Raw genomic sequence first — 25,138 nt, 5'->3', positions numbered from 1 at the left:
ATACTGCAATCCGCCGACGGACACGATGCAAGTTTCACTCTCTTGACGATCCGGAAAACCGGTAGTTCCAGATCAGACCACGGATTTAAGCCCGATGGTGCAGCAGTGCGCTCATGTTGCGAGTCTCGAGCTCAGTGAACTGCGCCACGGCATCGGTACCATCCAGCGACAGATCCGGCTCCAGACCGTCTGCCAGACGTTCGAGTTGCATGTTGTTCCATGGCAAAAGATGAAACGGATGCAACGCGGCTTCGGGACTGGGAGCACGATCAACTTCACCTGAGAGAATGCGCTTCGGCACCTCAGGATCGGCAATGATCGGGCGGCCGAGCCCGATGATGTCCAGTTCGCCGCGCTCCAGCGATTCGATCATGGCCGCCGTCGTGCGAAATCCACCCACCACCATCACCGGCATCTTCGCCGCCGCACGAACCGCCGCCGCGAAGTCCACGAAAAATGCTTCGCGCTTGACGGTACTTTCGCGTGGCGCGTCTTCGCCTTCGTCCATTAACGTGAGGCCGGCGATCTTCGGCTGTTCAAGGGAGCCGCCCGACAGTTCCAGCAGATCGAGCGTCGAATTGTTGAGCTTCTTCACCAGTTCGATGCACTCGGCATTGGTGAAGCCACCCTTCTGAAAATCCGACGAATTGAGCTTGAGCGCGATGGGAAAGTCGGGACCAACGGCAGAACGAACCGCAGCCAGCACCTCAAGCACGAAGCGGGAACGGTTTTCGAGCGAACCTCCCCAGCGGTCTGTGCGCTTATTGGCAAGCGGGCTAAGGAACTGCGAAATCAGGTAGCCGTGCGCCCCATGCAGCGAGACACCGGTGAAACCGGCCTCGCGAACTTTCCCGGCGGCGAAGGCGAACTGCCCGATGGCCTGCTGGATCTGCTCTTCGGTCATTTCGCGCGGCGTGGCAAATGAAAAGCCGGCGCCCCGCATTACATCGATATCCACAGAAGACGGTGCCAGCGGGGAAGTGTTGATCCCGCTTTGCACCTGCCGTCCAGTATGACTGAGCTGTGCCCAAAAGTGAGCGCCGTCCGACGTTCCGGCTGCGGCGAGCCGCGCCAGTTGCGTCTGCCCGCTGTCGTCATCAATGACGATGTTGCCCGGGCGTTCGAGGTGCCAACGATCGACCTGGATATTGCCGGAAAGAAGCAGCCCGGCGCCAGAACGCGCCCAGCGGCGATACAACGCCTCGAGGCGCGGCGTTGAATGGTTGTTGGCATCGGCCATGCCTTCACTCATGGCCGCTTTGGCCAGGCGGTTTGCGAGGATCGCGCCACCGGGTAACCGCAGCGGCTGCGAGAGGGAATTGTTCATCTGAATGTCCATCGGGAAAAAATTGTATGAAGGCCAAACCCTCCCCTGATAAGGCAAAGAGCGGCTAGGCGCACAAACGACAGTAGTCGCTGTCGTTTGTTGTATAGTGATCGCTGTCGTATCATCCGTCAAGCAGATAAAAGAGGGACACACACATGGTCAAGACCTGGTCGGATGACAACCCGAAGGCCGCACTGATGTCGCGCAAGCGAGCGATGATTGTCGACGCTGCGCTGCGGGCCTTCCTGGAGAACGGCTATGCGGAAAGCTCGGTCAACCGCATTGCCGAGGAAGCTGGCGTATCGATCAAGACGCTATATCGCCACTTCGAGAGCAAGGACGATCTGTTCAGTGCGGTGATGGAGGCGGCCTGCTCGACGCCCGGCACGCAGCCCGTTTCCGCGACTGGACTCGCCGGGACTGACGAGCCTGACTGGTTCAGCGCCCCCCCGCCCGTCGCGTTGCCGATCGCGGGCAGCGAATATCTTCGGCACGCGCTTTCGGAAGAGCAGTTGGCCCTGTATCGCGTCGTGACCCGCGATGCCCCTCGCTTCCCCGAACTCGCTCGCCGTTATCGCGAACAGATTACGGGTACGCGCGATGCGCTATTCGCGAGCTATCTTGACCGATGGCTGCCTGTCACAGGCTGGAAAGTAAAAGACAAGTACGGCGCTGCAGCAACCTTCGCGGCACTACTTAAAGCCGCGCTTTTCGACGATGCGTTATTCGGCGTGACAAGTGCCAGCGACGATGAGATTGCCTCATGTGCCCGCCACGCGGCTATCCAGGTGCTGGCCCTCATGGAAGCCGGTCGGCTCTAGCGTGGTTGCGGCTCCGCTTTCAAGGTCGGACTTCATCGCAAGCAAGCGCGGGGCGGATTCAATCGCTCACGGGATCGACGCTACTATTCAGCCGTTGCGATCGATGTATCGACGATGTCGCGCCCTGCGCGATAGGCCGCATCAAGAGCCTCTGCTTCGGTCTGAAAGACGTCGCCAAGCTCATAAAACTGCGTGCGCTGCCCGGCATGATGCAGATCAGCGCCAGGACGGCATACATACCCGTTGTAGTGGTAAGGGGTATCTGGCGCCGGAGGTCCGTATGCGAGGATCGGCAGCACCCAGATCTCAAATCCCTTGTAGTCTATTTTTTCCCACATGGACACCTCCAACATCAGGATCGCGGAACCGGGAATCAGACCGCCCCGCCCAGTATGCGAGCGACGAAGTGTCTACCCCATGCCTCGCCGTGAGCAATGGCATCCGCCATCGTGGGGTATGGCCCGTGATCACCGGTCAATTCTCCGGAATCTTCCGCATGTGTCGAGCCTCGAACCGGCGTTCCATCATGGCGAGTCACGATCACGCGGACATTAAAACCAATCACTCTTGCTTCGTCAGCGGGGTCGCATTTTTGCTCGACGTTTATAGCCAGAAGGTGGTCGCCAACTTCAATGTCTTGATGCATGGCCGTCTCCTTTCTCGTCGAGGAATCTCATTATGACCGCGATCACCAGTCAATGCGGCACATACGGCTACAAGCTGACGAAGCCGGCGACACGCTATTCAGCGACCATGGGAAAGCGATGTTTCCCATGCTGAAGCCGGACGGCGTTCTCGACTCTCCTTGTGGCCGGACTCAGCCTATCAGCGATCGGCAGCACAAGACAAGCTGTGTCTTTTCGACAGCAATGGCAACGTCCCCGCCACCCTGCCAACACTATGCGGTCAATGTCCACCAGAGCGCTTAAGCCCGGGCAGGCGTTCTTTGAAGAACCCTGCGAAGAGTGCGGCGCCTTGTCTCGTAGAGGTGAGTGATGGCGGCGACCTGCCGCATACCTCGGGATCGTTACCGCCTGCACAAGCTATTCGGCGAGAGCGCCAGGTCGTCTTCGATACCAAAGGTGGACGACATCGAGTAGCCGAAATGTGCAACGACCGGGCGAAAGCAAAACCGACTCCCTCGTGTCCGACGCGGATGCGTGTGCGGCATCGTCGATGCGAACACCCCTCAGCTTTCGCACACCAGGTGTTAAGCGCACCCCTGCTCGCGTCTCGCTGCGTTAGTAACGAGGCGGCACCGCGAACGTCTGTGCTGCCTTCTTTCCCGCAGGCGTGCGGGGCGGAGGTCCGCCGTATGTCGCCGGAGTCCGTCGTCATCCGAGCCGGAGTTTGACGGACCGACCTTGCCGGCACTTTTACGGCCCAGGAAACTGCCGCCCGGATCACTTCCGATTATCATGGTTCGAAGCTTCTTCAACATACAAATGCATGCTCCCTTTGACCTACTGGCCATGCAACTGGCCGTTTACCAGTCGCATGGCCATGACATCTCGCAAATTTCGCGATGAACCCCGGCATACAGAGGCAACCGCAAGCCCACGGGGGCGAGACGCACACATCAAGCGTGAAGCGAGCGAACGCACCCGCTCGATTCATCTCAGGCACCGCTGTCCACACGCACACCTGCAGGCTGCATCGCGTCCGAAACGACTGGACTCTCCTTGGGCAGCGCCCATTCCAACCAGCGGGTGCGATGCAAAACCACCAGCGCGAACGCGATGGCCGACAACCCGCCGAAGGTAGCGAAACCCATCTGATAGCTACCGGTGCTTTCCTTAGCTATCCCCATGATAACCGGCAGATAAAATCCTCCGATCCCGCCGGCTGCGCCAATGATGCCGGACATCAGCCCGGTCTTGCCCTTCCAGCGTTGCGGCACGAGCTGGAAGGTCGCCCCGTTGCCGAGCCCGAAGCACATGTAGGTGGCCACCAGCAGTGCAATCCCGGCCGGCAGCGGCGGCATCCACGCGGCGAACGTAAAGTCGCACGCGGAGATTGCGGCGAGCAGCAGGACGAGCGCGCGCACGCCGGAAATCCGGTCTGCGATCAGACCGCCGATCGGACGCACCAGCGCGCCGATGAATGCGAGCAGCGACATGAAAAGACCGGCTTCGAGTTTCGGCAGTTGATACAGCGAAATCAGCAACGTAGTCACATAGGACGACATACCGACGAAGCCGCCGAAAGTGATGCTATAGACCAGCATCACAACCCAGGTATCCCCTTCTACCAGCACGCTGCGGTAATGCTTCGGCAATACCGCGATGGCCAGTAGCGCACCCAGTACCGGAAGCAGCAACACGCCGGTTTTGCCCGCGCCGAAAATGCCCGAATGCACTGCGAGCACGAGCGCGACGAGACCAACAAGCGTAATGCAGAAGCTGAGAAAAGCTTGCGGCGCACTACCCGACTTGGATCCCAGATCCTTCGCCCAAAAGATCAGCGCTGTAGCCGCCAACGCTAGCAACGGCAACGCCGCGCCCGTCGCTTTCGCCCAGCCGAAATGCTCTGCGAGGCCCGGGAACATAAATCCGTCCAGCACCGCGCCGATATTGCCCGCGGCGGCTAGCCCGAGCACGAGACCCTGCACCTTGGGTGGATAGTTGCTTCCGGCCATCGGTAGCGCGACGGCGAAGCTTGCACCACCCACGCCGAGGAACACCCCGAGCACGAGCAGCAGCGTATAGGACGGGACAGACGGCAACAGCAGCAAGATGACAGAAGGCAAAGCCGACAGCGCGATACCCAACAACGCGACGCGCCGGCCGTCGTAAGCCTGGTACAGATTGCCGAGCGTGACTCGCAGGATGGCCGCACCAAGCACCGGAACCGCAACCAGGAAGCCCAGTTCGGCGGGAGACATCGCGATATCCTTGTGGATGAACGGCGCGAGCGGCCCGAACATTACCCACACGGTGAAACCGGTATCGAAGTAGAGGAAGCACGCGAGCAACGCGCGCCAGTTACCGCTCGATAGAGAATTCAGCAGGTTTTTCATGGGTCTCTCTCATGGGGCGAAGGCTATTGAAAAGCACGATCGGCACGGACGTGCCGACCTTGTGCGGGAACGCTGCCTCGCGGCGGCGCCTCGTTGGCGCTACGCGTGTTGACAACGCTGTGGATCAACTGGTCCATCTCCTTGATGATGTCGGCGAGTACCGTGGTGATCACCGCGAATTCCCGGCCGAATTGCCCCGCACGCGCGGCTGCGATGCGCGCATTGAGGGCCACGATGTTGGCCTGCATGGAGATATGCCCGAGCTGCTCAGCAATGTCGCTCTGACGCTTGAGCGACGCAGTCTCGATGCTGCGCATCTCCTGTTGATAGGCGAGCGTGATTTCCTGCAGGAGTTCGAGCAGCGGCGTGGCCTGAACAACAAGCGCGTCGGTCTTCTCGCGTCCGTCCGTCATGCCCGACTCGAGACACGACACAGCTTGATTCGCTTGCGCGATAAATCGCTGGATGCTCTCGTCTGCGTGTCGATTGCCGAAGTAGAGCTGACGCAGGGCGTCCGAAAATACGCCTGTCAACGGACCATCGCCGCTCACCAGGTCGGCGTGCGTTTGCGCAAACGTGGCTAGGCAGTCCTTGACAACTATCAGTGCGGCGTCATCGCCGTATGATGCGAGCAGCACATGCAGAACGATGCGCTGCGAGAGCATGCGTTGCCTCCCCGACAGATTGATGAGCTGTCCGATGGTCTGCGCCGAGACTTCTGCGCGACTTGAGTGTGTCCACTGTTTCATGGGTAAGGCCGATATCCCGAGACCGTTGACCCGATCGCAAAAGGTGAACCAGGACGAGGTTCGCAATGGTTGATCGAGCGCGCAAAAAAAAAGCGCCCCGAGCGTCAACCATGCCCCGATTACTCGGTCGCACAGTTGACACTCGGGACGCCGTTGTCCCTGCAGGCCGCTCAACACGAGTGGCCGGAGAGGATTCAATACGCTGAGGCCTCCGTTGGCCCCGGTCCGAACCAATGCAATAGCCGTGCCAAATCCGCATGACGCGGATCATCAGTAGTCTCTTGGGCACGCTCCAACGTTGTGCCAATCGGCTTTTAGTCCGTCCCGTGGGGCTCGGCGATTCAACGACGTATCGCCTGATCGTCGAATTTGATAAAAGCCGATAGGTTCATCGCACCGCAGGCGATGGTTTGTCGCTCGCGGCTGAACACGGATTTGCGACCTGAGTTGGTGCGATGCAATGATGCATTGCACTATGACTGTGCGCGGCGTCGACCCACGCTTGCAGCGCCACAGTCTGCCTGAGGATTACGGAGGAGCGCGAAGGAGCGCGGGGACGTCGGACCACGCTGCGCGGAAATTCGCGGCAGCCATTCCACTACTGCGGGACCCAAGCCTTGACGATCCCGGCGAGGCCTGCGGCATTTATTTTCCAGCGCCCGTCTGGCCGACACAGCTCAGCACAAGTGTGTCGTCTGGCCCAACCTCGGGGCTGAGCATAGCGATATGGACCTCGGTTTCGCCGCAGCGCCACTCTGCAATAAAGTCCTTCGGGCAACCCGCAGCGGGGTCCCCAACCGTTCTCCTGTCAATGCGATATTCGCACGTGTCTCGCCCGTTGCATTGGGTCTCGAGATCGGGTGTTGCGTTGCCGCGTTGTCCCCCGCAGTTCTGCCCGTAGGTACCGGACACCCCCCTGATCGCAATTGTCTGTGCGCTTGAATTCACCACCAGCACTACAATCCCGAAGACTATCCAGATGTGGCGGATCCGGACTGCCCACTTGCGCGTCGGACAAGGGATAGTCTTGCTCACAGATCCCCCAACGCAGGGCGATATTGCCCGATTGCCCGTGAAGGCAACGTCCGGTCAAGGCGGTTCATGCCCGTCGCTGCCCCGGCGATCTTCATCCGTCAAACGCCTCAGTACGTTCGCAACCACGCGGTTACAGTGAGCGCCGCCAAACTCGAACACATCGCGCTCGGCAAGATCGATCGCTTGCGCCAACGATTCACGCAGCAAACTCCTTGCGCGAAAATGCCTGGTGCGAACGGTTGCTTCGGAAATATGGAGGCACTGCGCGGTCTCCACGATACTAAGTTCCTCGACTGAGCGCAGAACGAATACCGTGCGAAAGACTTCTGGCAACTGGTCCAGTTTGCGCTCGAGCAGCGCACGCATCTCGGCGCGTGCTGCAGCCTTGTCTGGCGGGTCGGAGTCGTTTGCAGTCATGGCATCGATGTCAGTATCGGCGAGGGTGTTCAAATGAACCATCGGGATCACATTCTGGCGACGGGCCTCCTTTCGCAAGCGGCCGAAGCATTCATTGAGGACCAGCCGCGATAACCACGTCAGGAGAGCGGCGTCGCCGCGGAACTGACTGATCCTCTTGTAGGCCGACAGATGAGCTTCCTGCAGCGCGTCCTCCGCCTCCGTGTCGTTGCCCAGCGTGGCCCGCGCGAGCCGATACAGGCGCCGGTTGTATGTGCGCATCAACAACTCGAACGCCGTGCGATCCCCCGCGGCAATGCGCCGCGCGCAAGCTTCAGTTCGTCGCCCGCGATCGACACTGAATATGTTTCAGCTGTTTGCGTCACGGAATCCCCTTTAGCCTGGCTCATTGGACGGTCAGTGTCCCACCCATCGTCGGGTGAAAGCCGCAGCGGTACGGATAATTGCCTGGCTGGCCAGCAACATAAGTCCAGGATGCGTCCGGTGCGATGCTGCGCGAATCGAATGCCTTCGAGTTTGCGCTCGCGGTGTGAGGAAACGGATCCTTGTTAACCCATCTCACGTGATCGCCGCGCCGCACAGTCAGAGCCGGTGGATTGAAGCGCATCTGCTCGATCACGACCGTGTATGTCGTGGGTGAGGCTTCGGCCGCGCCAGACAACGCAAGAACGAGAGATGCAATCACACCCAAGTCAAACCCGGATGCGCGCCGACGGAGGTTGCCACGAAGGCGGCCGGCGGCATCGGGCAAGAAATCATGCACCGCTTGTCCCCAGTTCCGCCTGTATGTGCTTTGCGTGCTCGAGGTGTGCGACAAAAGCCGGCCGCACCTTGACGAGAAGCGCTTTCAGTTCCCCGTTCTGGGCGCTCGGGATCAGCGTCTTGTCGAGCGCACTCAGAACGCTTTGATGGTAGGCCACCTCATGGTCGATGTACGCCCGGTCGAACTTCGTGCCGCCAAGCGCCTTGAGCTTGGTCAGATTGTCATCGCCGCCTTGTTTGAGGCTCTGGCTGGTCGGGCTTTCCTGTGGCGTCACACCTAGCTTGTGCACCAGGTCGACGGCCGCCCGGTTGACGCCGCTATGGTCAGTGATCATGCGCTGCGCGAACGCCTTGACGTCAGCCGACTTCGTCTTTGATTCCGCAAGCTTGCCGGCATCGATATCGACTTGATTGGCGGTCACGACGATCACTGCGATCTGCGGATCTGTGGGTCCAGTGCCCTGCGCCCAGCCCGGGAAACTGGCGAGCGCAAGTGCGCTGAACAATGCTGCGCTAATGGCTTTCATATGATCTTTCTTGACGGTGACGGGGCCGGCTGGCCAATCCGCGTCGGTTTGTGTTGACCGCGGTTATGTACTTAGATGTCGCGTGTCTGAGCCCTGTTCCCAGCCGCGCGGTCGCATACGAACGCCGGGCAGCCTGTGCGACCATCGGCTAAGCGTGAGGCGCTTTGTCGTGGATATATTTGATATCTGGCGCGACACCAGAAGCAAACATCACACGAAAATCACCACGAAAAATTTATCCCACATATTGATCATTTGGCAGAGAGCGCATTAAGATGATCGCCTCGCATCCGCAATCCGTCCGGTAAATCGGCTAGCGGCGCAAGTCAAGTTCCCAGCGAATGAAGCACCTATTACATAGGAGACGACAATGCTGAGTCCTCATGAATTTGCAACCCTGATGCTGCTCCAGGACGCGCCGGATCAGATCGACCTGGACCATGCGGATCTGGAAGCCCTTCTTGAACGCCAGCTCATTACACTGGAAAGGCTCACGTCCGGGCAACCGCGGCCGCTTATCACCATCAATGGTCACTCGGTTCTAAAGGCTGCTGCGCGAGTCCGATGAATGACACTCGCGTAACACGGTCTGCCGCCCGATCCAGGCGCGATGTGTGATTCGATCCGTGTCTGATCGAATGCCGTCCCGAAAGCCTGATCGGATTCCGCAATGGAAAGGAGTCTTTCGTGAGTGACTTGTGGACGGGGATTATCGTGGGTTCATTCGGGCTGGCTGTCGCTTCGCTGCTAGTCATTGGCCACTATCGTCGTGAATGGGTCCGGCAGCGACGGCTCAGGCAAATGGATCATCGGCACTGTTGGGACGTGATGCGAAACCGTCGCTAATGACGACGCTTGCCGGTCGCTGTGGGCGATCAATTGAGACGAGTACGCCTTTCGCTCTGCCGGCGCTCCTTGCTCGCCCGAACCCAGTGTTGATTCCAAACAGGAGAACGAAGTACTTTCTCCACGGGCTTCTGCGGCCATCGCCCGCAAGCCACATGACCGACCCCTCCTTCGCTTTACCGTGAAAGTCACGCTTGCTAGTGTCCGCGCAAGACCGTTGAAGATACGGCGATATTCAGTTTGCTGCAATATCGGACGATAACTTGGCTCACACCTCGGCTGCCATATCCGCCAGGAATCGGCTCAGGCGATATCTTGATATATGTCATAATCACATATATTTCTACGATGCGTTTGGCAGGAGACGCTGCCTGACGGTGATGACGTTCCATGTAACGTCGCCCGCGCACAATATCTTCCAGGCTTATGGTCCGATCCGCTCTCGCGCGCTGGCTTTTCAGCTTCTCCCCTTCACCGGTCACGCTTGGTTGGCCTGAACGATTCAGGTCGTGTCTCGGCGCACTGCTCGGCATATCCTTCACCGCAGGCGTGACGCATGTCTTGCTGGGCGACACCGCGCTCATCCCGCTTCTGGTTGCGCCAATGGGCGCCTCCGCAGTGCTGCTGTTTGCGGTTCCCGCGAGCCCGCTCGCCCAACCCTGGTCGATCATCGGCGGCAATATAGTTTCCGCGGTCATCGGTGTGGCGTGCGCAACCTGGATCACGAACCCGATCGACGCCGCGCCGATTGCAGTGGCCATGTCAATTGGCGCGATGTTTGCGTTCAGATGCGTGCATCCTCCCTCGGGCGCAGTCGCGCTCACTGCCGTGCTCGGTGGGCCGGCCGTGCATGCTCTCGGATTCGGCTTCGTCTTTGCGCCGATAGCGGTGCAGTCGTTTGCGCTGTTGGGGGTCGCGATCGTGTTTCACGCAGCGACTGGACACCGTTACCCTCATGCGGCGCACTCGGCGAAGGAAACAGGCGTCCGTTCGCCAGCGGCCAGCCCTGGATTCACACGGGAAGACCTCGAGGCGGTACTCGGTCGTCGCAACGAATTGCTGGACATCGACCCGGCGGATCTCGAATCGCTGCTGCTGGAAATACAGCTGCAATCGTACGTACGCAGCTTCAGCGGATTGAACTGCGCGGACATCATGTCCAGCCCCGTCGTTTCGATCACATCCGGCACGACGGTGGCAATAGCCGCCGCCATACTCCAGCGTCATGGCATCAAGGCGCTTCCTGTCATTGACGACCGCTCGTTCGTGATCGGGATCGTCACTCAGGCCGACATCGCGAGAAACATGGCGGCCGGAAAGCTTCGGGCGCTGGCGACAATCATCGAACGATGGTTCGCCGGCCCCGATTCAGCGCCGACGGTAGCGTCCATCATGACGACCGACGTGTCCACCGTCAGCGTCACCACGTCGATCGCCAAGCTCGTGCCGATATTCGCCGCTTATGGCCATCACCATATTCCGGTACTCGATACGCAGGACAAACTCGCCGGCATGATCACCCAGGCAGACCTGATACTCGGCCTCTACCGGCAGACGCACGCCTAGATTTGAACGTGCCGCACGGACGAGATCGTGAAGGCGGCACGCAGGATCCTTCCGAATATATCACAACATGATATATTTAGACCGGTGCGCGCTGACACCGCCCGCCTCCGTTGCGCATTGCAGCCAGGTCACGCCGTTCCATCAGCCGACGCAACAAATAAATCTGAATTGATGAGGAGTTAAGGTGCACGAAAACGCTTCACGAGGTGATTTTGCAGCGAATGCTCATCTGTTGCGCATCACGGCCATCGCGATAGTGATCGGCGCGTTGAGCACGGTCACGGCCTATGTCCTGCTCCACCTGATCAGTTTTTTCACCAACCTTTTCTTCTTCCAGTCCCTGTCATTCGACAGTCGCTCGCCCGCGGAAAATACCCTCGGTCTTTGGGTGATCGTGATTCCCGTGATCGGCGGTCTGGTAATCGGGCTGATCGCACGCTATGGCAGCGAAGCCATTCGTGGACACGGTATTCCCGAAGCGATCGAAGCCATCCTGTTCGGCAAGAGCAAGATGTCGCCAAAGGTCGCCGTGCTCAAGCCCCTTTCCTCCGCGATCGCCATCGGCAGTGGTGGCCCGTTCGGTGCGGAAGGGCCAATCATCATGACAGGCGGCGCACTGGGCTCGCTGCTCGCACAATATTTCCACCTGACCGCTGGCGAACGCAAGACGCTGCTCGTCGCCGGCGCCGTAGCCGGGATGACGGCGGTTTTCGGTACGCCTGTCGCGGCAGTCCTGCTCGCGGTCGAGCTGTTGCTGTTCGAACTGCGCCCGCGTAGCCTGCTGCCCGTTGCCGTCGCGTGCGCGGTGGCCGGTTTCACGCGCCCTCTTCTGATCGGCAGCGGTCCGCTCTTCCCGTTGCAAACCATCGCACTGGGTCCGCTCGGCCTCATTTCATGTCTGGTTGCGGGTCTCATGGCGGGCGCCATGTCCTGGGGCCTGTCATCGGCGCTATACAAGGTCGAGGACCTCTTCGGCAAGTTGCCGATTCACTGGATGTGGTGGCCGGCGCTTGGCGGCATTGCCGTGGGCATCGGCGGATATTTCGAGCCGCGCGCGCTCGGCGTAGGCTACGACGTCATAGGCGATTTGCTGCATAACCATCTTGCCGTCAGCGTCGTGGCCGGCTTGATACTGGTGAAGGCGATCATGTGGGTCATCGCCCTCGGTTCGGGGACATCCGGAGGCGTACTCGCTCCGCTGCTGATGATGGGTGCGGCCATGGGAACGATCGTCGGGCCCTACCTGCCTGGCGGTGAGCCGGCGGTGTGGCCACTGGTATTCATGGCGGCGACGCTTGGCGGGATGATGCGCGCACCCATCATGGCGACGGTGTTCGCATTCGAACTCACCCACGACGCCAATGTACTGTTGCCCCTGCTCATGGCTTCGGCTGTCGCATACGGATTCACGGTGCTGCTGATGCGGCGCTCCATCCTTACCGAGAAGATCGCACGCCGCGGTTATCACATCTACCGGGAGTACGGCATCGACCCGCTCGAACGCCATTTCGTCGAGGAGGTGATGACGCGCAAGGTCGAGACGATCGATGCAGATGTGCCGGTCGCTGATGTGCTGGCGAAGTATTTTGGCGAAAGGCAAATACATCGTGCGTTTCCAGTAACACGGGGCGGCGCTCTGGTAGGAATGATCGAGCGTGAGGGATTGATTGCGCGAACCGGCAATCCAGCCATCCAGGTAATGAGTGACCTGTTCGGCGCAAACACACCGATCATGGCCTTGCCCGGGGAAACCTGCCGGATCGTGTCCAACCGGCTGGCGGTGCACGGGCTCGAGCGCTTGCCGGTGGTGTCGGACGCGCAGTCACGTCGTCTGGTGGGCTTGATCAGCCGTAGCGACCTGGTCAAGCCGTCGCTCGCCTTCTTCGAGGAGGAGGAGCGGCGCGAGATGTTCCGGCGCTCGCCCCTGCACCACCTGAAGAAACGGTTTGCACCGGTGAACAGACACAAAAACGACGCAATGCGGGAGCGCCCGTAAGCCACCCGACACTTGGTGGCTCGAATTGACCTTCTATCAATCTGCTATTCGAGCGCTGCCGCTGGCCCAAAAAATTCGAAGCGTGTCTGCGTTTCAGGCACGCCGAGGGCTTTCAAATGACGCTTCACCGCTCTCATGAACGCAATTGGCCCGAGGAAATACGCGTCGACATCGCGCGTTTCCGGTAGCCATTCCGCGAGGCGCACTTCATCCAGGTAACCGATTCCGTGCGCGGGCGAATCCTCCCCTCGCTCTTCCGCATAACAATAGAAGTGCTTGATCTGGGGGTGTCGCTCGGCATACGCATTCACCGCATCCCGGAACGCATGCACCCCGCCGTGCCGCGCCGCATGAATGAAATGCACGGGGCGCTTTGTGCCCGAAGCAGCTTCCAGCATCGCGAGCGTCGGTGTGATGCCAACACCGCCGCTGATCAGCACCAGCGGTTTGCTACCGGGTTCGAGCTTGAAATCGCCCGCGGGTGCAAGCAGTTCAATCGCGTCATTCTCGTGGAGATTGGAATGCAGGTGATTCGAAACCTTGCCGTCAGGCTCGCGCTTCACGCTGATCCGGTATTCGCGGCCGTTCGCCGCCGCCGACAGCGAATAGTTGCGGCGCACCTCCTCACCATCGATGAAAAGCCTGATTCCGATGTACTGTCCCGGCTGGAACGCGAGCAGTTCGCCGCCGTCATCGGGGCGCAGATAGAACGACGTGATCTCGTCACTTTCCCTGACCTTGCGCGCGACGCGGAACAACCTCGTACCGCGCCATCCCCCCGGCGATTGCTCTTTTTCGACATACAGCTTTTCTTCACAACTCATCAAAAGATCGGCAAGCTGGCCATATGCCGCGGTCCAGGCTTCGATTACAGCATCGGTGGCGATCTCCGCGCCGAGTACTTCGCGAATGGATCTGATCAGGCAGCCGCCGACAATCGGAAAGTGCTCGGGCAGAATGTTGAGCGCTACGTGCTTATTGACGATCTGGGAGACAAGGCCTCCAAGTTGCTCAAGCTGGTCGATATGCCGCGCGTACATTAATACGCCGTTCGCGAGAGCGCGCGGTTGAGCGCCGCTCGCTTGATGCGCCTGGTTGAAGTACGGGCGCACTTCAGGATGCTCGCTGATGAGCAAGTCGTAAAAGTGGGTGGTCAACGCTTCGCCGCCGCTCTCGAGAAGCGGGACGGTAGCTTTGACAATGGCGCGATGTTCAACAGAAAGCATGTGAGATCCTTAAAAAGCCAGCAAGCTTCAACAATTGAGAAGCGGCCTGTACTATCCACGATTCATGCCAAGGCTATATACCAATGAAATCAAATATTTACATACCTTCATGGTCAAACTGACGCAGTCCAAATGACTCTTAAAGAAGTCAAACTGACTCCAAAGTCATTACTTGATGCACTGATTCCGCTGGTGCAGGATTTGTCTCGCGAACTGAGCGACCTGGAGCGATATCGTCGCCTGTTGCAAAGCATGCGCACCCTGTTCCCCGCCGATGCAACGGCGCTTTTGCGACTCGAAGGCGAAACGCTGGTGCCGCTCGCCATAGACGGGCTGAGCACCGATACGCTCGGACGGCGTTTTCGGGTTGCCGAGCATCCGCGATTCGCGCAGTTGCTGGCACGACCGACGCCAACGCGCTTCGCCTCGGATTCAAACCTGCCGGATCCCTACGACGGACTCGTGCAAGGCCTTTCGGGACAACTCGAAGTGCATGATTGCCTGGGTTGTCCACTTCTCATCGGCGGGCGGCCGTGGGGTCTGCTGACCCTCGATTCCCTCGATCCGGCGCGCTTCGACAGCATCGACATGGCTTCACTGGAGGCGTTTCTGAGTCTTGCTGCGGCGACAGTCAGTGTCGCCGAGCGAATTGAATACCTCGCCCGTGTTGGCGAGGAAGCGCGGCGACGCGCGGACGCATACCGTCAGGCCGGCAACCAAAATCACCGCACGATGATTGGCCGCAGCAAGCAGCACAAACGGCTGATGGAGGAAATTGCGGTTGTAGCTGGCAGCGATCTGACCGTGCTGATCACCGGCGAGACAGGCGTCGGCAAGGAACTCGTAGCCAATGCGATCCACGCGTCTTCTGCACGGGCAAACAAAGCGCTGATCAGTCTCAACTGCGCGGCGTTGCCTGACACCTTGGCCGAAAGCGAGCTGTTCGGGCATGTACGCGGAGCGTTCTCGGGCGCGGCGTCGGATCGGCGGGGGAAATTCGAGTTGGCCGATGGAGGCACCATTTTCCTCGATGAAGTCGGTGAACTCTCTCTCACGGTACAAGCAAAATTACTTCGGGTCCTGCAGAACGGCCAGCTTCAGCGGATCGGATCCGACAGTGAACACAATGTCGATGTCCGCCTGATCGCCGCTACCAATCGCGATCTCGCTGACGAGGTGCGGGCCGGGCGCCTGCGGGCGGACTTTTACCATCGGTTGAGTGTGTACCCGTTGCATGTGCCGCCGTTACGCGAACGAGGTCGCGACGTGCTGTTGCTGGCCGGTAATTTCCTGGAGGAGAATCGCTCGCGCCTGGGACTGTCAAGCCTTCGTCTCGCTTCTGACGCGCAGACTGCGCTGCTCGAGTATGGATGGCCTGGAAACGTGCGTGAACTGGAGCACCTGATCGGACGAAGCTCGCTGAAGGCGCTCGCGGCGCATACCGAACGCCCGCGGATCCTGACGCTGACTGCCAAAGATCTCAGCCTCGACGACGGTGGCCCGGACGAGACTGTCGAGTTGTCAAATGCCACCTTGCCAGACCTGGCAGACCTGGCAGACAAGGATTTCCGCAGCTCCGTTACGTCTTTCGAGCGAACCCTGGTACTCAACACACTAGCTCGCCACAACCAAAACTGGGCGTCGGCGGCACGCGCACTGAATATGGATCGAGCGAATCTTAACAGGCTGGCCAGGCGCCTGGGCCTGAAATAGCGTTTGCATCTATACCGGATGAAACCGCCGGTTGCCGACGGACTGTCAACTATCGGCTGCCATCTGGCCGCCATGTGCGACTTCGTCGAAGGTCCGGTCGATGAAATAAATAGCGACCTTGTCGGGCGATGCGCCGTAATAGCACGCGAGCAAGGGAGTAAGCGCAACTGCGAGCGCACGACGCTGGTCGATCGACCGCGCATAGGCATGCACCTTCACAAAGATACGTTGACGTCGCGGATCATCGCTTGGCATATCTGCCGCCAGCTCGCCCTCGTGCGCGTAGGACTCTTCGTTCAGCGGTATGAAAAAGAGCGTGACGGTAGCCGCAAGGACGCTGAACGCCGACACCACCGCTGCGGTCATATCGCGGGCAAGAGCGGAACGTTCATCGCGCAAAGCACGGGTATCGGCTGCGTAGTTGTCCTGGTCCAGCCGCGGGTTTCGAGCGAGTATTTCCAGATATGGCATGTGAAGGGCACCATCGGGATACAAGGAGAAAGCCACCGTCGAGTGACGGCGCCAAGGAGTCGGCAAGTGCACGCATCCATGCACTCATGCACGCGCGCGATCAGGTCACTTGCTGCAGGAAAGCCTGCGCGCGGGCGCATCGGGGCCGTGTGAAGAACTCTTCGGGCGGCGCCACTTCGGCGATCTTTCCCGCATCCATGAAAACGATCCTGTCCGCCACGGTCCGCGCGAAGCCCATTTCATGCGTTACACAGAGCATCGTCATGCCGTCCTGAGCGAGACCGGTCATCACGTCGAGCACTTCCTTGATCATCTCGGGGTCGAGCGAGGACGTGGGTTCATCGAAGAGCATCAGGCGTGGTTTCATGCACAACGCGCGCGCTATGGCCACACGCTGTTGCTGTCCGCCCGACAGTTGCCCCGGATACTTGTGCGCGTGCTCCGGAATCCGGACCCGTTCGAGGAAATGCATGGCGAGTTCGGTTGCATCGCGCCTGGAGAGCGTGCGGATCCACATGGGTGCGAGGATCAGGTTGTCCATCACGCTCAGGTGCGGGAACAGGTTGAATTGCTGGAATACCATGCCCACTTCGCTGCGGATCTTCGCGAGGTCCTGCGTACTCGAAGTCAGCTCGATGCCGTCGACTATCACCTGTCCCTGCTGATGTTTCTCGAGCCGGTTGACGCACCGGATCAGTGTCGACTTGCCAGAGCCCGAGGGGCCGCAAATCACGATGCGTTCACCGCGCGCCACTTCGAAGTTGATATCGTCCAGTGCGTGGTATGCGCCGTACCACGTATGGACGCCACGGAATTCGAGCATCAAGTCCCGACGAGTGTCATTCATGGACGTGGCCCCTTGCATTGCCCGCTGCGCCGTCGATCAGTCCGATCTGGATGAGCGCTTCCCGGATCGCGTCTTGCGTTGCTGTCCCGACGGGCTCGAAGGGTTCGCGCGACTTCGCGCAATCGATCACGTTCATCATCTGGAGCGCCACCTTGATACGTGCATACATTTCGTTGCGAGGTGCTGCGTAGATCGCTCGCACCAGCGGGAGCATGCGAGCGCTCGCTGTTCGCATGGCCGGCAGGTCGTTGTTCTTGCTCGCTCGCCATAGTTCGACGAGTTGATGCGGGACGAGACTCGCGAGCCCGGAGAGGATGCCGTCGCTGCCTACCGCAAGTTGCGCAAGAAACCAGTCGAAATTCGATGCGAGCACCTGCACTTCGGCGCGCGCACCCTTGATCGCGTGCCAGTTTTCTTCATAGGCGCGCATCGAGTCGCTGCCTTCCTTGATCGCCACGACGGAAGGAACGGCCGCGAGTTCGAGGAGCGTGCTCGTCGAATACCCGAAGCCGGACGCAAGCGGATACTGGAAGATCGCGAGCGGCAGCGAAACGGCCTCACTGATCGCGCGAACGTAAGCCAGGACCATCGCAGTGCTTGCGCCGGCGAACGTCGCGGGCGGGAACAGTGTCAGCATGTCCGCACCCGCGGTTTCGGCGGACGTCGCCTCGGCAATCGCCTCACGGGTGGACTGAGCAATAATCCCGGCCACCAGTGTCCGCTGCGAGCCCAGTGTCTCGCGCGTGAAGCGCAGTACGTCGACCCGCTCAGAGGTGCTGAGCGCGCCGCCCTCGCCGGCGTGCCCGTTGACGAACACGGCGGAAACGCCATCGGCTTGTCCGCAATAACGCAGCACGCGTTCATAGCTCGGCCAGTCGATTTGCTGCGCCTCGTTGAAGGGCAGCACGGTTGCGACTACCACGTCGGTAAGGGAACAAGGTTTCATCGAATTGCTTATCCTGATGAGGGCGCCCGGATGTGCCGGGCGTCGCGGCTCCGGTATGTCGGGATTCAACGGTTCTGTTCGTGAGCCGCGCCAAAGTGCTTTTCCAGCCGACGCTGAATCAGGCTCCAGCCGGTCGTCATGACGAGGTAAAACACCGCCGCCGCGCCGAACACCTCGAGCACTTCGAATTTTTCCTGCATCAGCATCTGGCTGCGCCGCATGAGCTCTTCCATCGAGATCACGGAGGTAATCGACGTCGATTTCAGCAGCCCGTTGATCGAGTTGCCGAGCGACGGGATCATCAACCTGAATGCCTGCGGCAGCGTGACCTTCCACATCACGAGCCACTTCGGCAATCCGAGCGCTTCGGCGGCCTCGTATTGTCCGCGCGGCACACCCATGAAACCGCTGCGGATGATCTCCGCGAGATAGGCCGCCTCGTTGAGAATGAGCGCGAGCAGGGACGACTCGACTACGTTCAGGCGCAGTCCGAGTTGCGGCAGCCCGGTGTACACGATCACGAGCTGGATCAGGAGCGGCGTGCCGCGGAAAAACCAGATATAGAACTGCGCCGCGCCGGCCAAGGGTTTCTTGCCCGACATCCGCATCAAGGCGACGAGCATGCCGAACAGCATCCCACCGATGACGGTCGCGACCGTCAACCCGAGCGTGACCGCGACTCCGCGCAGCAGGAAGCCGTTGGAGAGATAGCCGAAGAAGTCCTGGAGGTTGAACAGAGTCATCGGATTCGGCACCCGCTCACACGGGACCGGTGCCGCGCACCGAGATGTGCGCATCCGGCAGCTTCGTCATGCCGTAGCCATCGAGCAGCTTCGCATAGCTGCCGTCGGCCAGCATGCCGTCCAGCGCACGGGCGACCGATTCAGCCACTGCGCGCTGCCGGAATGCGAGTGTGGTCTGCGTATTGCCCTGTCCGGTCAAAGCCATGCGTGCCTGATTGCGCTTGACGATGGCCGCCGCCGCATAGCTCGGCAAGACCGCCATCTCGAGCTGCCCTGCGCGCAGGGCGGCCATCACATCGCTTGCGGTCGTGAACGCATGTATCTCGATGGGTTTGCCGCCCTCGCCTGCACTTTCCTTCGCCCGCTCGCGCAACCAGCGCTCCTGGTAAGAATCCGCTTCGACGCCGATCGAATGCCCGCGCAATGCGCGTACGTCGGCGAGCTGGAGCTTGCTGTCGGGACTGACCACCACGTCGATAGTCGACACCGCGTAGGGCACGGTGTACATCATGCGCGAACGCTCCTCGGTCCAGAACATGCCTGTATCGATACCGTCGAAGCGGCCTGCTTTCAGGGCCGGGATCATCGCGGGAAAATCCATGCGCATGAAGTCCACCTCGACACACAATCGCTTCGCAAGCTCGTGGCCCAGCTCGATATTCATGCCCTTCAACTGGCCATCGCTGTCAACATACTGAAGGGGCGGCAAAGTCGGGTTCGTCGACAACGCAAGACGGCCAGGACTCACCAGCTGGTCGGCCGGAATCGCTGATGTGCATGCATAGGCTGGATTCGCGACCGGCAGCAAGACCGTGCAGGACGTCAGGACGCTTGCCAACGTCGTCCAAATGCGGCGTGAAAACATGACTTCTCCAGGCTTCGTGGAATCCAGGCTTCGTGGAATAGTGAGCGGCCGAGAGATTTCCGGTCTCGCTAGCGAAACATTAAAGGCCGCCAAGCCAGACGCGCCAGTGAAAAAAAAGTGCCCGACTATAAGCCGCTGTTATAAGCGCACCTCTTTTTGCGCTAGACCCGCGCGCCTCAAGGTTCTTGCGGGAATCCGCCCGGCGTTGTCGCGCGATATCGACATAATTTTGGCCACGCCCTGCTTTCAATATGGCGGCTTAACATGAGGGCCCGCGTGCGCAACGGTGCGCACCGGCCAAAATTCATACGGGAAATTTGATGACCGGGGGTGGTTCCGCGCGCGTACTGATCAACCTGCGCCAGCTTGAAGTGCTGCGCGCCGTGATGCGCTATCGCACCACGACAGGAGCGGCCGAAGAACTAGGCATGTCGCAGCCGGCCGTCAGCAACGCGATCCGTCTTGCGGAAGCAAAACTCGGTTTCGCGCTGTTCGACCGGATCAGCAACCGGTTGATCCCGACCTCCGAAGCCAAGATGCTGTTCGACGACGCGGAGCCGCTGTTCCTGGTTCACCAGGCGATCCAGCAGAAAGCCTGGGACCTGCGCACGGGACGCGCGGGCGTGATCCGCGTATTCGCCACGGCCGAACTCTCGGAATGGCTCGTACCGAAGATTCTTGCGCGGTTTTCCGTCGATCATCCGCGCGTGAAGATCCATCTGGAGACGATGCGCATGGACGCCATGCTCGAAAGTCTCGATTCAGGCATGGCGGACGTCGGTTTGTCGATGATGCCGCCGTCGCGCCCCGGGCTCGTCAACGAGTTGCTTGCCGAATTCCAGGTCATGTGCGCGGCGCCGCCCGGAGACGCCATTCAGGCGCTCGACGTGGTCACCCCCGCCGACCTGCGCGGCAGAAGGCTGATCGGTGCTCCGGCGCGCAGTCCGCTGGGCTTGATCGTCGAGCGTGCATTTGAAGCGGCGGGTGACCTGTTCGTTCCCGACATCGAAGTACGCTTCTCGAATGTGGCGTGCCGGCTCGTCAGCGAAGGGCTGGGTGTCGCGGTGGTCGACGAGTTCTCGGCGCTGTCCGAACCGGCAAACTCGCTCGTGGTCCGGCCCTTCAGTCCGCGCCTGCCGATCACGCTGTGTGCGCTGCTGCCGAAGGACCGTCCGCGCCAGCGGCTCACGCAGAGCTTCGTGACGCACGCTCGCGAGGTCGTCAACGCGCATCGTGCAGTGACTGCCGTGAGCACCGTGCGCCATCGCACGAGGGAAACGTCGTAGCGTTCATGACCGGGGCTTATAGTCACCGGCACGCATTTAATAGTCCGGCACGATCGGCGAGCAGGTTCCGGTTGCTATTCTGAAGTCAATTCCAGGCGTCGCGAAAAACCCTTCAATCAAGGGTCCAAACGCAAAGCCTCTAATTGTCCGGAATGGTCATGCTCAAACTTCTCGATGGTGTCCGTGTCATCAGCTTCAACCATTTCCACGCGGGCCCGATGGCCGCCCAGATGTTGGCGGACCTCGGCGCAGACGTCATCGCGGTAGAGCCGCTCGACGGCGCTTTTCATCGCAACTGGGCGATTGCCGATCACTTCGTCGGCACCCAGAGCGTGAATCTGCTCACCACGGGACGCAACAAACGCAGCCTTGCCGTCAACATGAAGAGCCCCGAAGGCCAGGCGCTGACGCAACGGCTGGTGCGTGACGCCGACGTCGTGATGGAGAACTTCCGGCCCGGCGCCATGACCCGCCTTGGCCTGGGCTACGAACAGGTGCGCGCTGCCAATCCTCGAGTTGTCTACGCCAGCGCAAGCGGCTATGGCGGTTCCGGCCCCTACGCGGCGAAGCCGGGGCAGGACCTGCTGATACAAGCGCTCTCGGGGCTTGCCGCCCGCACCGGCCGCGCCGACGGTCCACCGACGCCAGTCGGCCCCGTGGTAGTGGACCAGCACGCGGCCGCTCTTTGTGTGATGAGCATCCTTGCCGCGCTGTTCAATCGCGAACGCACGGGGGCCGGCCGGCTTGTGGAAGTGAGTCTGTTGCAGGCCGCAATCGATCTGCAAACCGAATCCCTCACGGCATGGCTCAACGGGGCGCGCAGTGTTTCGCCACGCGGGCCGGACGGGATGGCAAGCTGGTTCAGTCCGGGCGCCTACGGCATCCATGCAACGGCGGACGGTTATCTCGCCATCGCCATCGCGACACCCCGGGCGCTCGCGCGGGCGCTGGAGCTCCCGGCACTCGATGCGTATGCGGACAACACATCGTTCAGCCATCGCGAGGAGATCAACAGTCTCGTTTCGCAGCGACTGCGCGAACAGGGCACCGCCGAATGGCTCAGGCGCTTGCGCGATCACGACGTGTGGCACGCGCCGGTGCAGGACTACGAAGACCTGCCCGAAGATCCTCAACTCAGGCACCTCGAGTCGTTCAAGACGGTTGAAGGCGCCGACGGCAAGCCTGTCACCCTCGTCATGCACCCGGCTCGCTACGATGGTGAAGCGCCCGGCCTCACGCTCGTGCCACAACCGCTGGGTGCACAAACGGCCGAGATCCTCGCCGAACTCGGGTATGCGGACAGCGAGATCCGGGCGCTCGCGGACGCGGGCGTGGTGCTCGCTCCTCACGCCGCGTCCGCGCCGTAAGTGCGCTTCTTATCGTCTGGTCTCGACAACTAACAACCATGATTGATTTCTCCATTCCGTCAGAAAGCCGCTTGCTGGCCGACACCGTCCGCAAGTTCGTGACCCAGGAAGTCCAGCCGCTCGAAGCTGAAACCGAGACGACGGGCATGATTCCCGCCGACAAGCTGCGCATCGTTCGCGACAAGGCGCAGTCGCTCGGGCTCTTCGCCATGAACATGCCGGAGCCGGTCGGCGGCGGCGGCCTCTCCAACGTCGACATGTGCCTTGTGGAAGAGGAACTTGGCAAGACCTCCGACGCCCTGATCCGGCGCATCTTCGGCCAGGTCTATCCCATGCTGATGGCCTGCGAAGGGCCTCAACGCGACGCCTACCTGCTGCCGACCGTGCGCGGCGAGAAAATCTGCGCGATGGCGATCACGGAACCCGGCGCCGGTTCGGACGCCGCCTCCATTTCCACCGCAGCGCGTCTCGACGGCGACGAGTGGGTGCTCGATGGCCGCAAGCACTTCATCAGCGACGGGGACATCGCCGACTATGTGATCGTGATGGCGCTCACAGACAAGGAGAAGCGCGCCAAGGGCGGCATCACGCTGTTCCTCGTCGACAAAGGTACGCCCGGTTTTCACGTGACCGGCAAGCAGCCGATGATGGGCCACCGCGGCTACGGGCACGCCGAACTCGTGTTCGAGAACTGCCGGATTCCTCGCGACAACGTTCTTGGCGGGGTCGGCGGGGGATTTCGCCTCATCATGGAAAGCGTTGCATCGATACGTCTTGCGCACATCGGCGCACGTGCTTGCGGAATGGCTCAGCGGGTGCTCGAACTGATGCGCAATCACGCGGCGCAGCGCGAGCAATTTGGGCAGCCGATCGGTGAATTCCAGATGGTCCAGCAGATGATCGCCGACTCCGCCACCGAGATCTTCGCGACCCGCATGATGGTGCTTAACACGGCATGGGAACTGGATCAGGGCAACGACGTGCGCGACAAGGTCTCGATGGTCAAGGTCTATGCGTCCGAGATGATCGGCCGGGTTGCCGATCGCGGCATCCAGGTCTTTGGCGGCATGGGTTTCACAAAGGAAATGCCACTTGAACGGATCTACCGCGACAGTCGCGTGACGCGCATCTACGACGGCACCTCCGAGATCCACCGCATGCTCATTGCCCGCAGCGTGATCAAGCGTGGCCTCACGCTGTAACGCTGAAACCTTAGTTCCCTTTTCCCCGGCGTATCCCATGCAAACCGAAACCACACTGCAGCCTGGTGCAACCCTGTCGTTCCGAAAGACCATGACCGTCGCCGAGCAGGCGCTGTTCACCGGCATCAGCGGCAACCTTGCTCCGATGCACGTCGACGTGTGCGCCGCACGCGCCGCGGGCTTCGACAACATGCTCAGCTTCGAACTTGCGGTGGCGTCGCTCGCCACCTCGTGCCTGAACCGGATCGCCGGGCCGGCGTGGCGCATCGGTGCGCTTGACCTGACGTTCGATGCGCCCGTCACGGTGGGCAGCACGATCGAGGCGGCCGTTCGCGTGCTCGATGCAAACGCGCAGTCAAGCCGCCTTGAAGTGACATGCAAGGTCGACGGCGAGGCTTGCGTCATCCGTGGCCATGCCACGCTCGTGCCGCTCATTACGCCGCTGAGCAGCTCGCGCGAGGAGCCGGGTCATGTATGACATCAAGCCGTTCGACAGCCTGTCTGTCGGCGATGAAGTGAGCATTTGCAAGACCATCACCGAAGCTGACGGCGCGCTTTATATCGCGGCCACGGGGGACTTTGGACCGGTGCATATCGACGAAGGTTACGCACGCGGGACGCGTTTCGGACAGCGGCTGGCGCCGGGCATTCTCGTGGCCGGCATCTGCACGAGCGTGTTGACGGCGGAACTCGCCGGCACGCTGGGCGTGTCGATCGAGGACCGGTTCTGGTTCACCGGCCCCGTGTTTTATGGCGATACGCTGCGCTTTCGTGTCTGGATCGCCGCGTTGGACGCCGCCACCCGGACGGCCGTCTGGCAAGCAAGCGCTGCGAACGAAGCGGGCGCGGAAGTGCTGAAGGCCGAGGCCACACTGAAATTTCCGCGCGTGAAGCCTGCAGCGGCAGCCGCATCATGATGCAATTTCCGGCCGGCCGCCTTCCCGCCAATACACAGGGTCCGTACATTCATATTGTCAGGATCGACGTGGCGCCCGGGTTCGATGCGGCCTTCAATCGCTGGTATGACGAAGTCCACCTGCCCGCCATTCTTGCGTGTCCGGGCTGGCTGTCGGGAAGCCGCTACGTCGCGATCGACGATGGTCCGCGCTACGCGGCCGTCTATACCATCGCCGGCGACTGGGTGTACGACACCCCCGAGTTCCTGTCCGTCAAGGGCTTCATGGAGTTCGAGCCGCACGTGAGCAATTTTATGCGTCTGCGGCTCGCTCCGCTCTGAGGTGCTCTTGGGAAATTGACCAAAAGGATCGGTGGTCGGGGTCAGTGCCGGGTTGCTGCTGCTCAGGCCCGTGGTCGTTATATGTTAGTTATTCTATTTATCACTATTAGCCACAGTGCGTGGCGGCACTTCATTTCTTTTTCCAACGGCGAAAAAGAAACAGAAGCAAA

The 25,138-nt window shown here is 60.6% G+C and carries 24 protein-coding genes and 1 pseudogene; 11 read left to right on the top strand and 14 right to left on the bottom strand.

Features of this window, described 5'->3' with window-relative positions:
* Positions 1-85: 85 nt before the first annotated feature.
* Complete coding sequence (locus tag M0D69_RS19865) at positions 86-1,327, bottom strand: NADH:flavin oxidoreductase/NADH oxidase family protein (RefSeq protein WP_301783652.1); 1,242 nt, start codon at positions 1,325-1,327, stop codon at positions 86-88.
* Positions 1,328-1,482: 155 nt separating this feature from the next.
* Here M0D69_RS19865 and M0D69_RS19860 point away from each other — a divergent pair, with 155 nt between their 5' ends.
* The gene (locus M0D69_RS19860) at positions 1,483-2,148 is read left to right on the top strand and encodes a TetR/AcrR family transcriptional regulator (RefSeq protein ID WP_301783651.1); all 666 of its coding nucleotides are present in this window, start codon (positions 1,483-1,485) and stop codon (positions 2,146-2,148) included.
* A gap of 83 nt (positions 2,149-2,231) precedes the next feature.
* Here M0D69_RS19860 and M0D69_RS19855 read toward each other — a convergent pair whose 3' ends face one another.
* From M0D69_RS19855 to M0D69_RS19825, 7 genes and pseudogenes are all read right to left on the bottom strand, one after another.
* Entirely contained in the window at positions 2,232-2,486 is a 255-nt protein-coding gene (locus M0D69_RS19855; protein ID WP_301783650.1) for a hypothetical protein, read from the bottom strand.
* A 35-nt stretch (positions 2,487-2,521) separates the two neighbouring features.
* Positions 2,522-2,794 carry a hypothetical protein gene (locus tag M0D69_RS19850; RefSeq protein ID WP_301783649.1) on the bottom strand — a complete coding sequence of 91 codons (273 nt, stop codon included), beginning with the start codon at positions 2,792-2,794 and terminating at the stop codon, positions 2,522-2,524.
* Positions 2,795-3,766: 972 nt separating this feature from the next.
* The gene (locus M0D69_RS19845) at positions 3,767-5,167 is read right to left on the bottom strand and encodes an MFS transporter (protein ID WP_301783648.1); all 1,401 of its coding nucleotides are present in this window, start codon (positions 5,165-5,167) and stop codon (positions 3,767-3,769) included.
* A 23-nt stretch (positions 5,168-5,190) separates the two neighbouring features.
* Complete coding sequence (locus tag M0D69_RS19840) at positions 5,191-5,916, bottom strand: type IV pili methyl-accepting chemotaxis transducer N-terminal domain-containing protein (protein ID WP_301783647.1); 726 nt, start codon at positions 5,914-5,916, stop codon at positions 5,191-5,193.
* A gap of 1,089 nt (positions 5,917-7,005) precedes the next feature.
* Positions 7,006-7,733, bottom strand: a pseudogene (locus M0D69_RS19835) (RNA polymerase sigma factor).
* 20 nt (positions 7,734-7,753) lie between these two features.
* A complete protein-coding gene (locus tag M0D69_RS19830; protein ID WP_301783646.1) occupies positions 7,754-8,053 on the bottom strand; it encodes a cupredoxin family copper-binding protein in 300 nt (99 codons plus the stop codon).
* 70 nt (positions 8,054-8,123) lie between these two features.
* Positions 8,124-8,657, bottom strand: a complete 534-nt coding sequence (locus tag M0D69_RS19825) for a DUF4142 domain-containing protein (protein ID WP_301783645.1) — start codon at positions 8,655-8,657, stop codon at positions 8,124-8,126.
* Between the two features lie 370 nt (positions 8,658-9,027).
* Between M0D69_RS19825 and M0D69_RS19820 the strand changes: the two genes are divergently transcribed.
* From M0D69_RS19820 to M0D69_RS19810, 3 genes are all read left to right on the top strand, one after another.
* Positions 9,028-9,225 carry a hypothetical protein gene (locus tag M0D69_RS19820; protein ID WP_301783644.1) on the top strand — a complete coding sequence of 66 codons (198 nt, stop codon included), beginning with the start codon at positions 9,028-9,030 and terminating at the stop codon, positions 9,223-9,225.
* Positions 9,226-9,929: 704 nt separating this feature from the next.
* Positions 9,930-11,069, top strand: a complete 1,140-nt coding sequence (locus M0D69_RS19815; RefSeq protein WP_301783643.1) for an HPP family protein — start codon at positions 9,930-9,932, stop codon at positions 11,067-11,069.
* A gap of 184 nt (positions 11,070-11,253) precedes the next feature.
* Positions 11,254-13,065, top strand: a complete 1,812-nt coding sequence (locus M0D69_RS19810; RefSeq protein ID WP_301783642.1) for a chloride channel protein — start codon at positions 11,254-11,256, stop codon at positions 13,063-13,065.
* Between the two features lie 44 nt (positions 13,066-13,109).
* Here the strand turns inward: M0D69_RS19810 and hmpA are convergent, their stop codons facing one another.
* On the bottom strand, positions 13,110-14,291 hold the full coding sequence (hmpA, locus tag M0D69_RS19805; protein WP_301783641.1) for an NO-inducible flavohemoprotein: 1,182 nt from the start codon (positions 14,289-14,291) through the stop codon (positions 13,110-13,112).
* Positions 14,292-14,423: 132 nt separating this feature from the next.
* Between hmpA and norR the strand changes: the two genes are divergently transcribed.
* Positions 14,424-16,004 carry a nitric oxide reductase transcriptional regulator NorR gene (gene norR, locus M0D69_RS19800; protein ID WP_301783640.1) on the top strand — a complete coding sequence of 527 codons (1,581 nt, stop codon included), beginning with the start codon at positions 14,424-14,426 and terminating at the stop codon, positions 16,002-16,004.
* A 45-nt stretch (positions 16,005-16,049) separates the two neighbouring features.
* Here the strand turns inward: norR and M0D69_RS19795 are convergent, their stop codons facing one another.
* The 5 genes from M0D69_RS19795 to M0D69_RS19775 form a co-directional block, all read right to left on the bottom strand.
* Entirely contained in the window at positions 16,050-16,475 is a 426-nt protein-coding gene (locus M0D69_RS19795) for a hypothetical protein (protein WP_301783639.1), read from the bottom strand.
* A gap of 100 nt (positions 16,476-16,575) precedes the next feature.
* Complete coding sequence (locus M0D69_RS19790) at positions 16,576-17,322, bottom strand: amino acid ABC transporter ATP-binding protein (RefSeq protein WP_301783638.1); 747 nt, start codon at positions 17,320-17,322, stop codon at positions 16,576-16,578.
* Positions 17,315-18,268 (bottom strand): dihydrodipicolinate synthase family protein, encoded by a 954-nt coding sequence (locus tag M0D69_RS19785; RefSeq protein WP_301783637.1) that lies wholly within the window; start codon positions 18,266-18,268, stop codon positions 17,315-17,317. Before M0D69_RS19785 ends, M0D69_RS19790 begins: the two co-directional genes overlap by 8 nt.
* Positions 18,269-18,333: 65 nt before the next feature.
* The gene (locus M0D69_RS19780) at positions 18,334-19,011 is read right to left on the bottom strand and encodes an amino acid ABC transporter permease (protein ID WP_301783636.1); all 678 of its coding nucleotides are present in this window, start codon (positions 19,009-19,011) and stop codon (positions 18,334-18,336) included.
* A 16-nt stretch (positions 19,012-19,027) separates the two neighbouring features.
* Positions 19,028-19,876 (bottom strand): ABC transporter substrate-binding protein, encoded by an 849-nt coding sequence (locus M0D69_RS19775; RefSeq protein WP_301783635.1) that lies wholly within the window; start codon positions 19,874-19,876, stop codon positions 19,028-19,030.
* 320 nt (positions 19,877-20,196) lie between these two features.
* Here M0D69_RS19775 and M0D69_RS19770 point away from each other — a divergent pair, with 320 nt between their 5' ends.
* From M0D69_RS19770 to M0D69_RS19745, 6 genes are all read left to right on the top strand, one after another.
* Complete coding sequence (locus tag M0D69_RS19770; protein WP_301783634.1) at positions 20,197-21,162, top strand: LysR substrate-binding domain-containing protein; 966 nt, start codon at positions 20,197-20,199, stop codon at positions 21,160-21,162.
* A 158-nt stretch (positions 21,163-21,320) separates the two neighbouring features.
* Positions 21,321-22,529: a CaiB/BaiF CoA-transferase family protein gene (locus M0D69_RS19765; protein WP_301783633.1), complete on the top strand. Its 1,209-nt coding sequence runs from the start codon at positions 21,321-21,323 to the stop codon at positions 22,527-22,529.
* 38 nt (positions 22,530-22,567) lie between these two features.
* A complete protein-coding gene (locus M0D69_RS19760) occupies positions 22,568-23,731 on the top strand; it encodes an acyl-CoA dehydrogenase family protein (RefSeq protein WP_301783632.1) in 1,164 nt (387 codons plus the stop codon).
* A 37-nt stretch (positions 23,732-23,768) separates the two neighbouring features.
* Entirely contained in the window at positions 23,769-24,209 is a 441-nt protein-coding gene (locus tag M0D69_RS19755; protein ID WP_301783631.1) for a MaoC/PaaZ C-terminal domain-containing protein, read from the top strand.
* Positions 24,202-24,648: a MaoC/PaaZ C-terminal domain-containing protein gene (locus tag M0D69_RS19750; protein WP_301783630.1), complete on the top strand. Its 447-nt coding sequence runs from the start codon at positions 24,202-24,204 to the stop codon at positions 24,646-24,648. Before M0D69_RS19755 ends, M0D69_RS19750 begins: the two co-directional genes overlap by 8 nt.
* Positions 24,645-24,968, top strand: a complete 324-nt coding sequence (locus M0D69_RS19745) for a DUF4286 family protein (protein WP_301783629.1) — start codon at positions 24,645-24,647, stop codon at positions 24,966-24,968. Before M0D69_RS19750 ends, M0D69_RS19745 begins: the two co-directional genes overlap by 4 nt.
* Positions 24,969-25,138 lie beyond the last annotated feature (170 nt).

The organism is Caballeronia sp. SEWSISQ10-4 2 (assembly GCF_030464885.1).
GTDB lineage: Bacteria > Pseudomonadota > Gammaproteobacteria > Burkholderiales > Burkholderiaceae > Caballeronia.
This window is presented reverse-complemented; position numbering and strand designations above follow the sequence as displayed.

Bases quoted from the DNA above. Each gene is read 5' to 3' on its own strand.
- M0D69_RS19785 (WP_301783637.1), bottom strand. From the start codon at position 18,268: ATGAAACCTTGTTCCCTTACCGACGTGGTAGTCGCAACCGTGCTGCCC.
- M0D69_RS19860 (WP_301783651.1), top strand. From the start codon at position 1,483: ATGGTCAAGACCTGGTCGGATGACAACCCGAAGGCCGCACTGATGTCG.
- M0D69_RS19855 (WP_301783650.1), bottom strand. From the start codon at position 2,486: ATGTGGGAAAAAATAGACTACAAGGGATTTGAGATCTGGGTGCTGCCG.
- M0D69_RS19815 (WP_301783643.1), top strand. From the start codon at position 9,930: ATGGTCCGATCCGCTCTCGCGCGCTGGCTTTTCAGCTTCTCCCCTTCA.
- M0D69_RS19780 (WP_301783636.1), bottom strand. From the start codon at position 19,011: ATGACTCTGTTCAACCTCCAGGACTTCTTCGGCTATCTCTCCAACGGC.
- M0D69_RS19775 (WP_301783635.1), bottom strand. From the start codon at position 19,876: ATGTTTTCACGCCGCATTTGGACGACGTTGGCAAGCGTCCTGACGTCC.
- M0D69_RS19760 (WP_301783632.1), top strand. From the start codon at position 22,568: ATGATTGATTTCTCCATTCCGTCAGAAAGCCGCTTGCTGGCCGACACC.
- M0D69_RS19795 (WP_301783639.1), bottom strand. From the start codon at position 16,475: ATGCCATATCTGGAAATACTCGCTCGAAACCCGCGGCTGGACCAGGAC.
- M0D69_RS19765 (WP_301783633.1), top strand. From the start codon at position 21,321: ATGCTCAAACTTCTCGATGGTGTCCGTGTCATCAGCTTCAACCATTTC.
- M0D69_RS19770 (WP_301783634.1), top strand. From the start codon at position 20,197: ATGACCGGGGGTGGTTCCGCGCGCGTACTGATCAACCTGCGCCAGCTT.
- M0D69_RS19790 (WP_301783638.1), bottom strand. From the start codon at position 17,322: ATGAATGACACTCGTCGGGACTTGATGCTCGAATTCCGTGGCGTCCAT.
- M0D69_RS19755 (WP_301783631.1), top strand. From the start codon at position 23,769: ATGCAAACCGAAACCACACTGCAGCCTGGTGCAACCCTGTCGTTCCGA.
- hmpA (WP_301783641.1), bottom strand. From the start codon at position 14,291: ATGCTTTCTGTTGAACATCGCGCCATTGTCAAAGCTACCGTCCCGCTT.
- M0D69_RS19745 (WP_301783629.1), top strand. From the start codon at position 24,645: ATGATGCAATTTCCGGCCGGCCGCCTTCCCGCCAATACACAGGGTCCG.
- M0D69_RS19820 (WP_301783644.1), top strand. From the start codon at position 9,028: ATGCTGAGTCCTCATGAATTTGCAACCCTGATGCTGCTCCAGGACGCG.
- M0D69_RS19750 (WP_301783630.1), top strand. From the start codon at position 24,202: ATGTATGACATCAAGCCGTTCGACAGCCTGTCTGTCGGCGATGAAGTG.
- M0D69_RS19845 (WP_301783648.1), bottom strand. From the start codon at position 5,167: ATGAAAAACCTGCTGAATTCTCTATCGAGCGGTAACTGGCGCGCGTTG.
- M0D69_RS19840 (WP_301783647.1), bottom strand. From the start codon at position 5,916: ATGAAACAGTGGACACACTCAAGTCGCGCAGAAGTCTCGGCGCAGACC.
- M0D69_RS19865 (WP_301783652.1), bottom strand. From the start codon at position 1,327: ATGAACAATTCCCTCTCGCAGCCGCTGCGGTTACCCGGTGGCGCGATC.
- M0D69_RS19850 (WP_301783649.1), bottom strand. From the start codon at position 2,794: ATGCATCAAGACATTGAAGTTGGCGACCACCTTCTGGCTATAAACGTC.
- M0D69_RS19825 (WP_301783645.1), bottom strand. From the start codon at position 8,657: ATGAAAGCCATTAGCGCAGCATTGTTCAGCGCACTTGCGCTCGCCAGT.
- norR (WP_301783640.1), top strand. From the start codon at position 14,424: ATGACTCTTAAAGAAGTCAAACTGACTCCAAAGTCATTACTTGATGCA.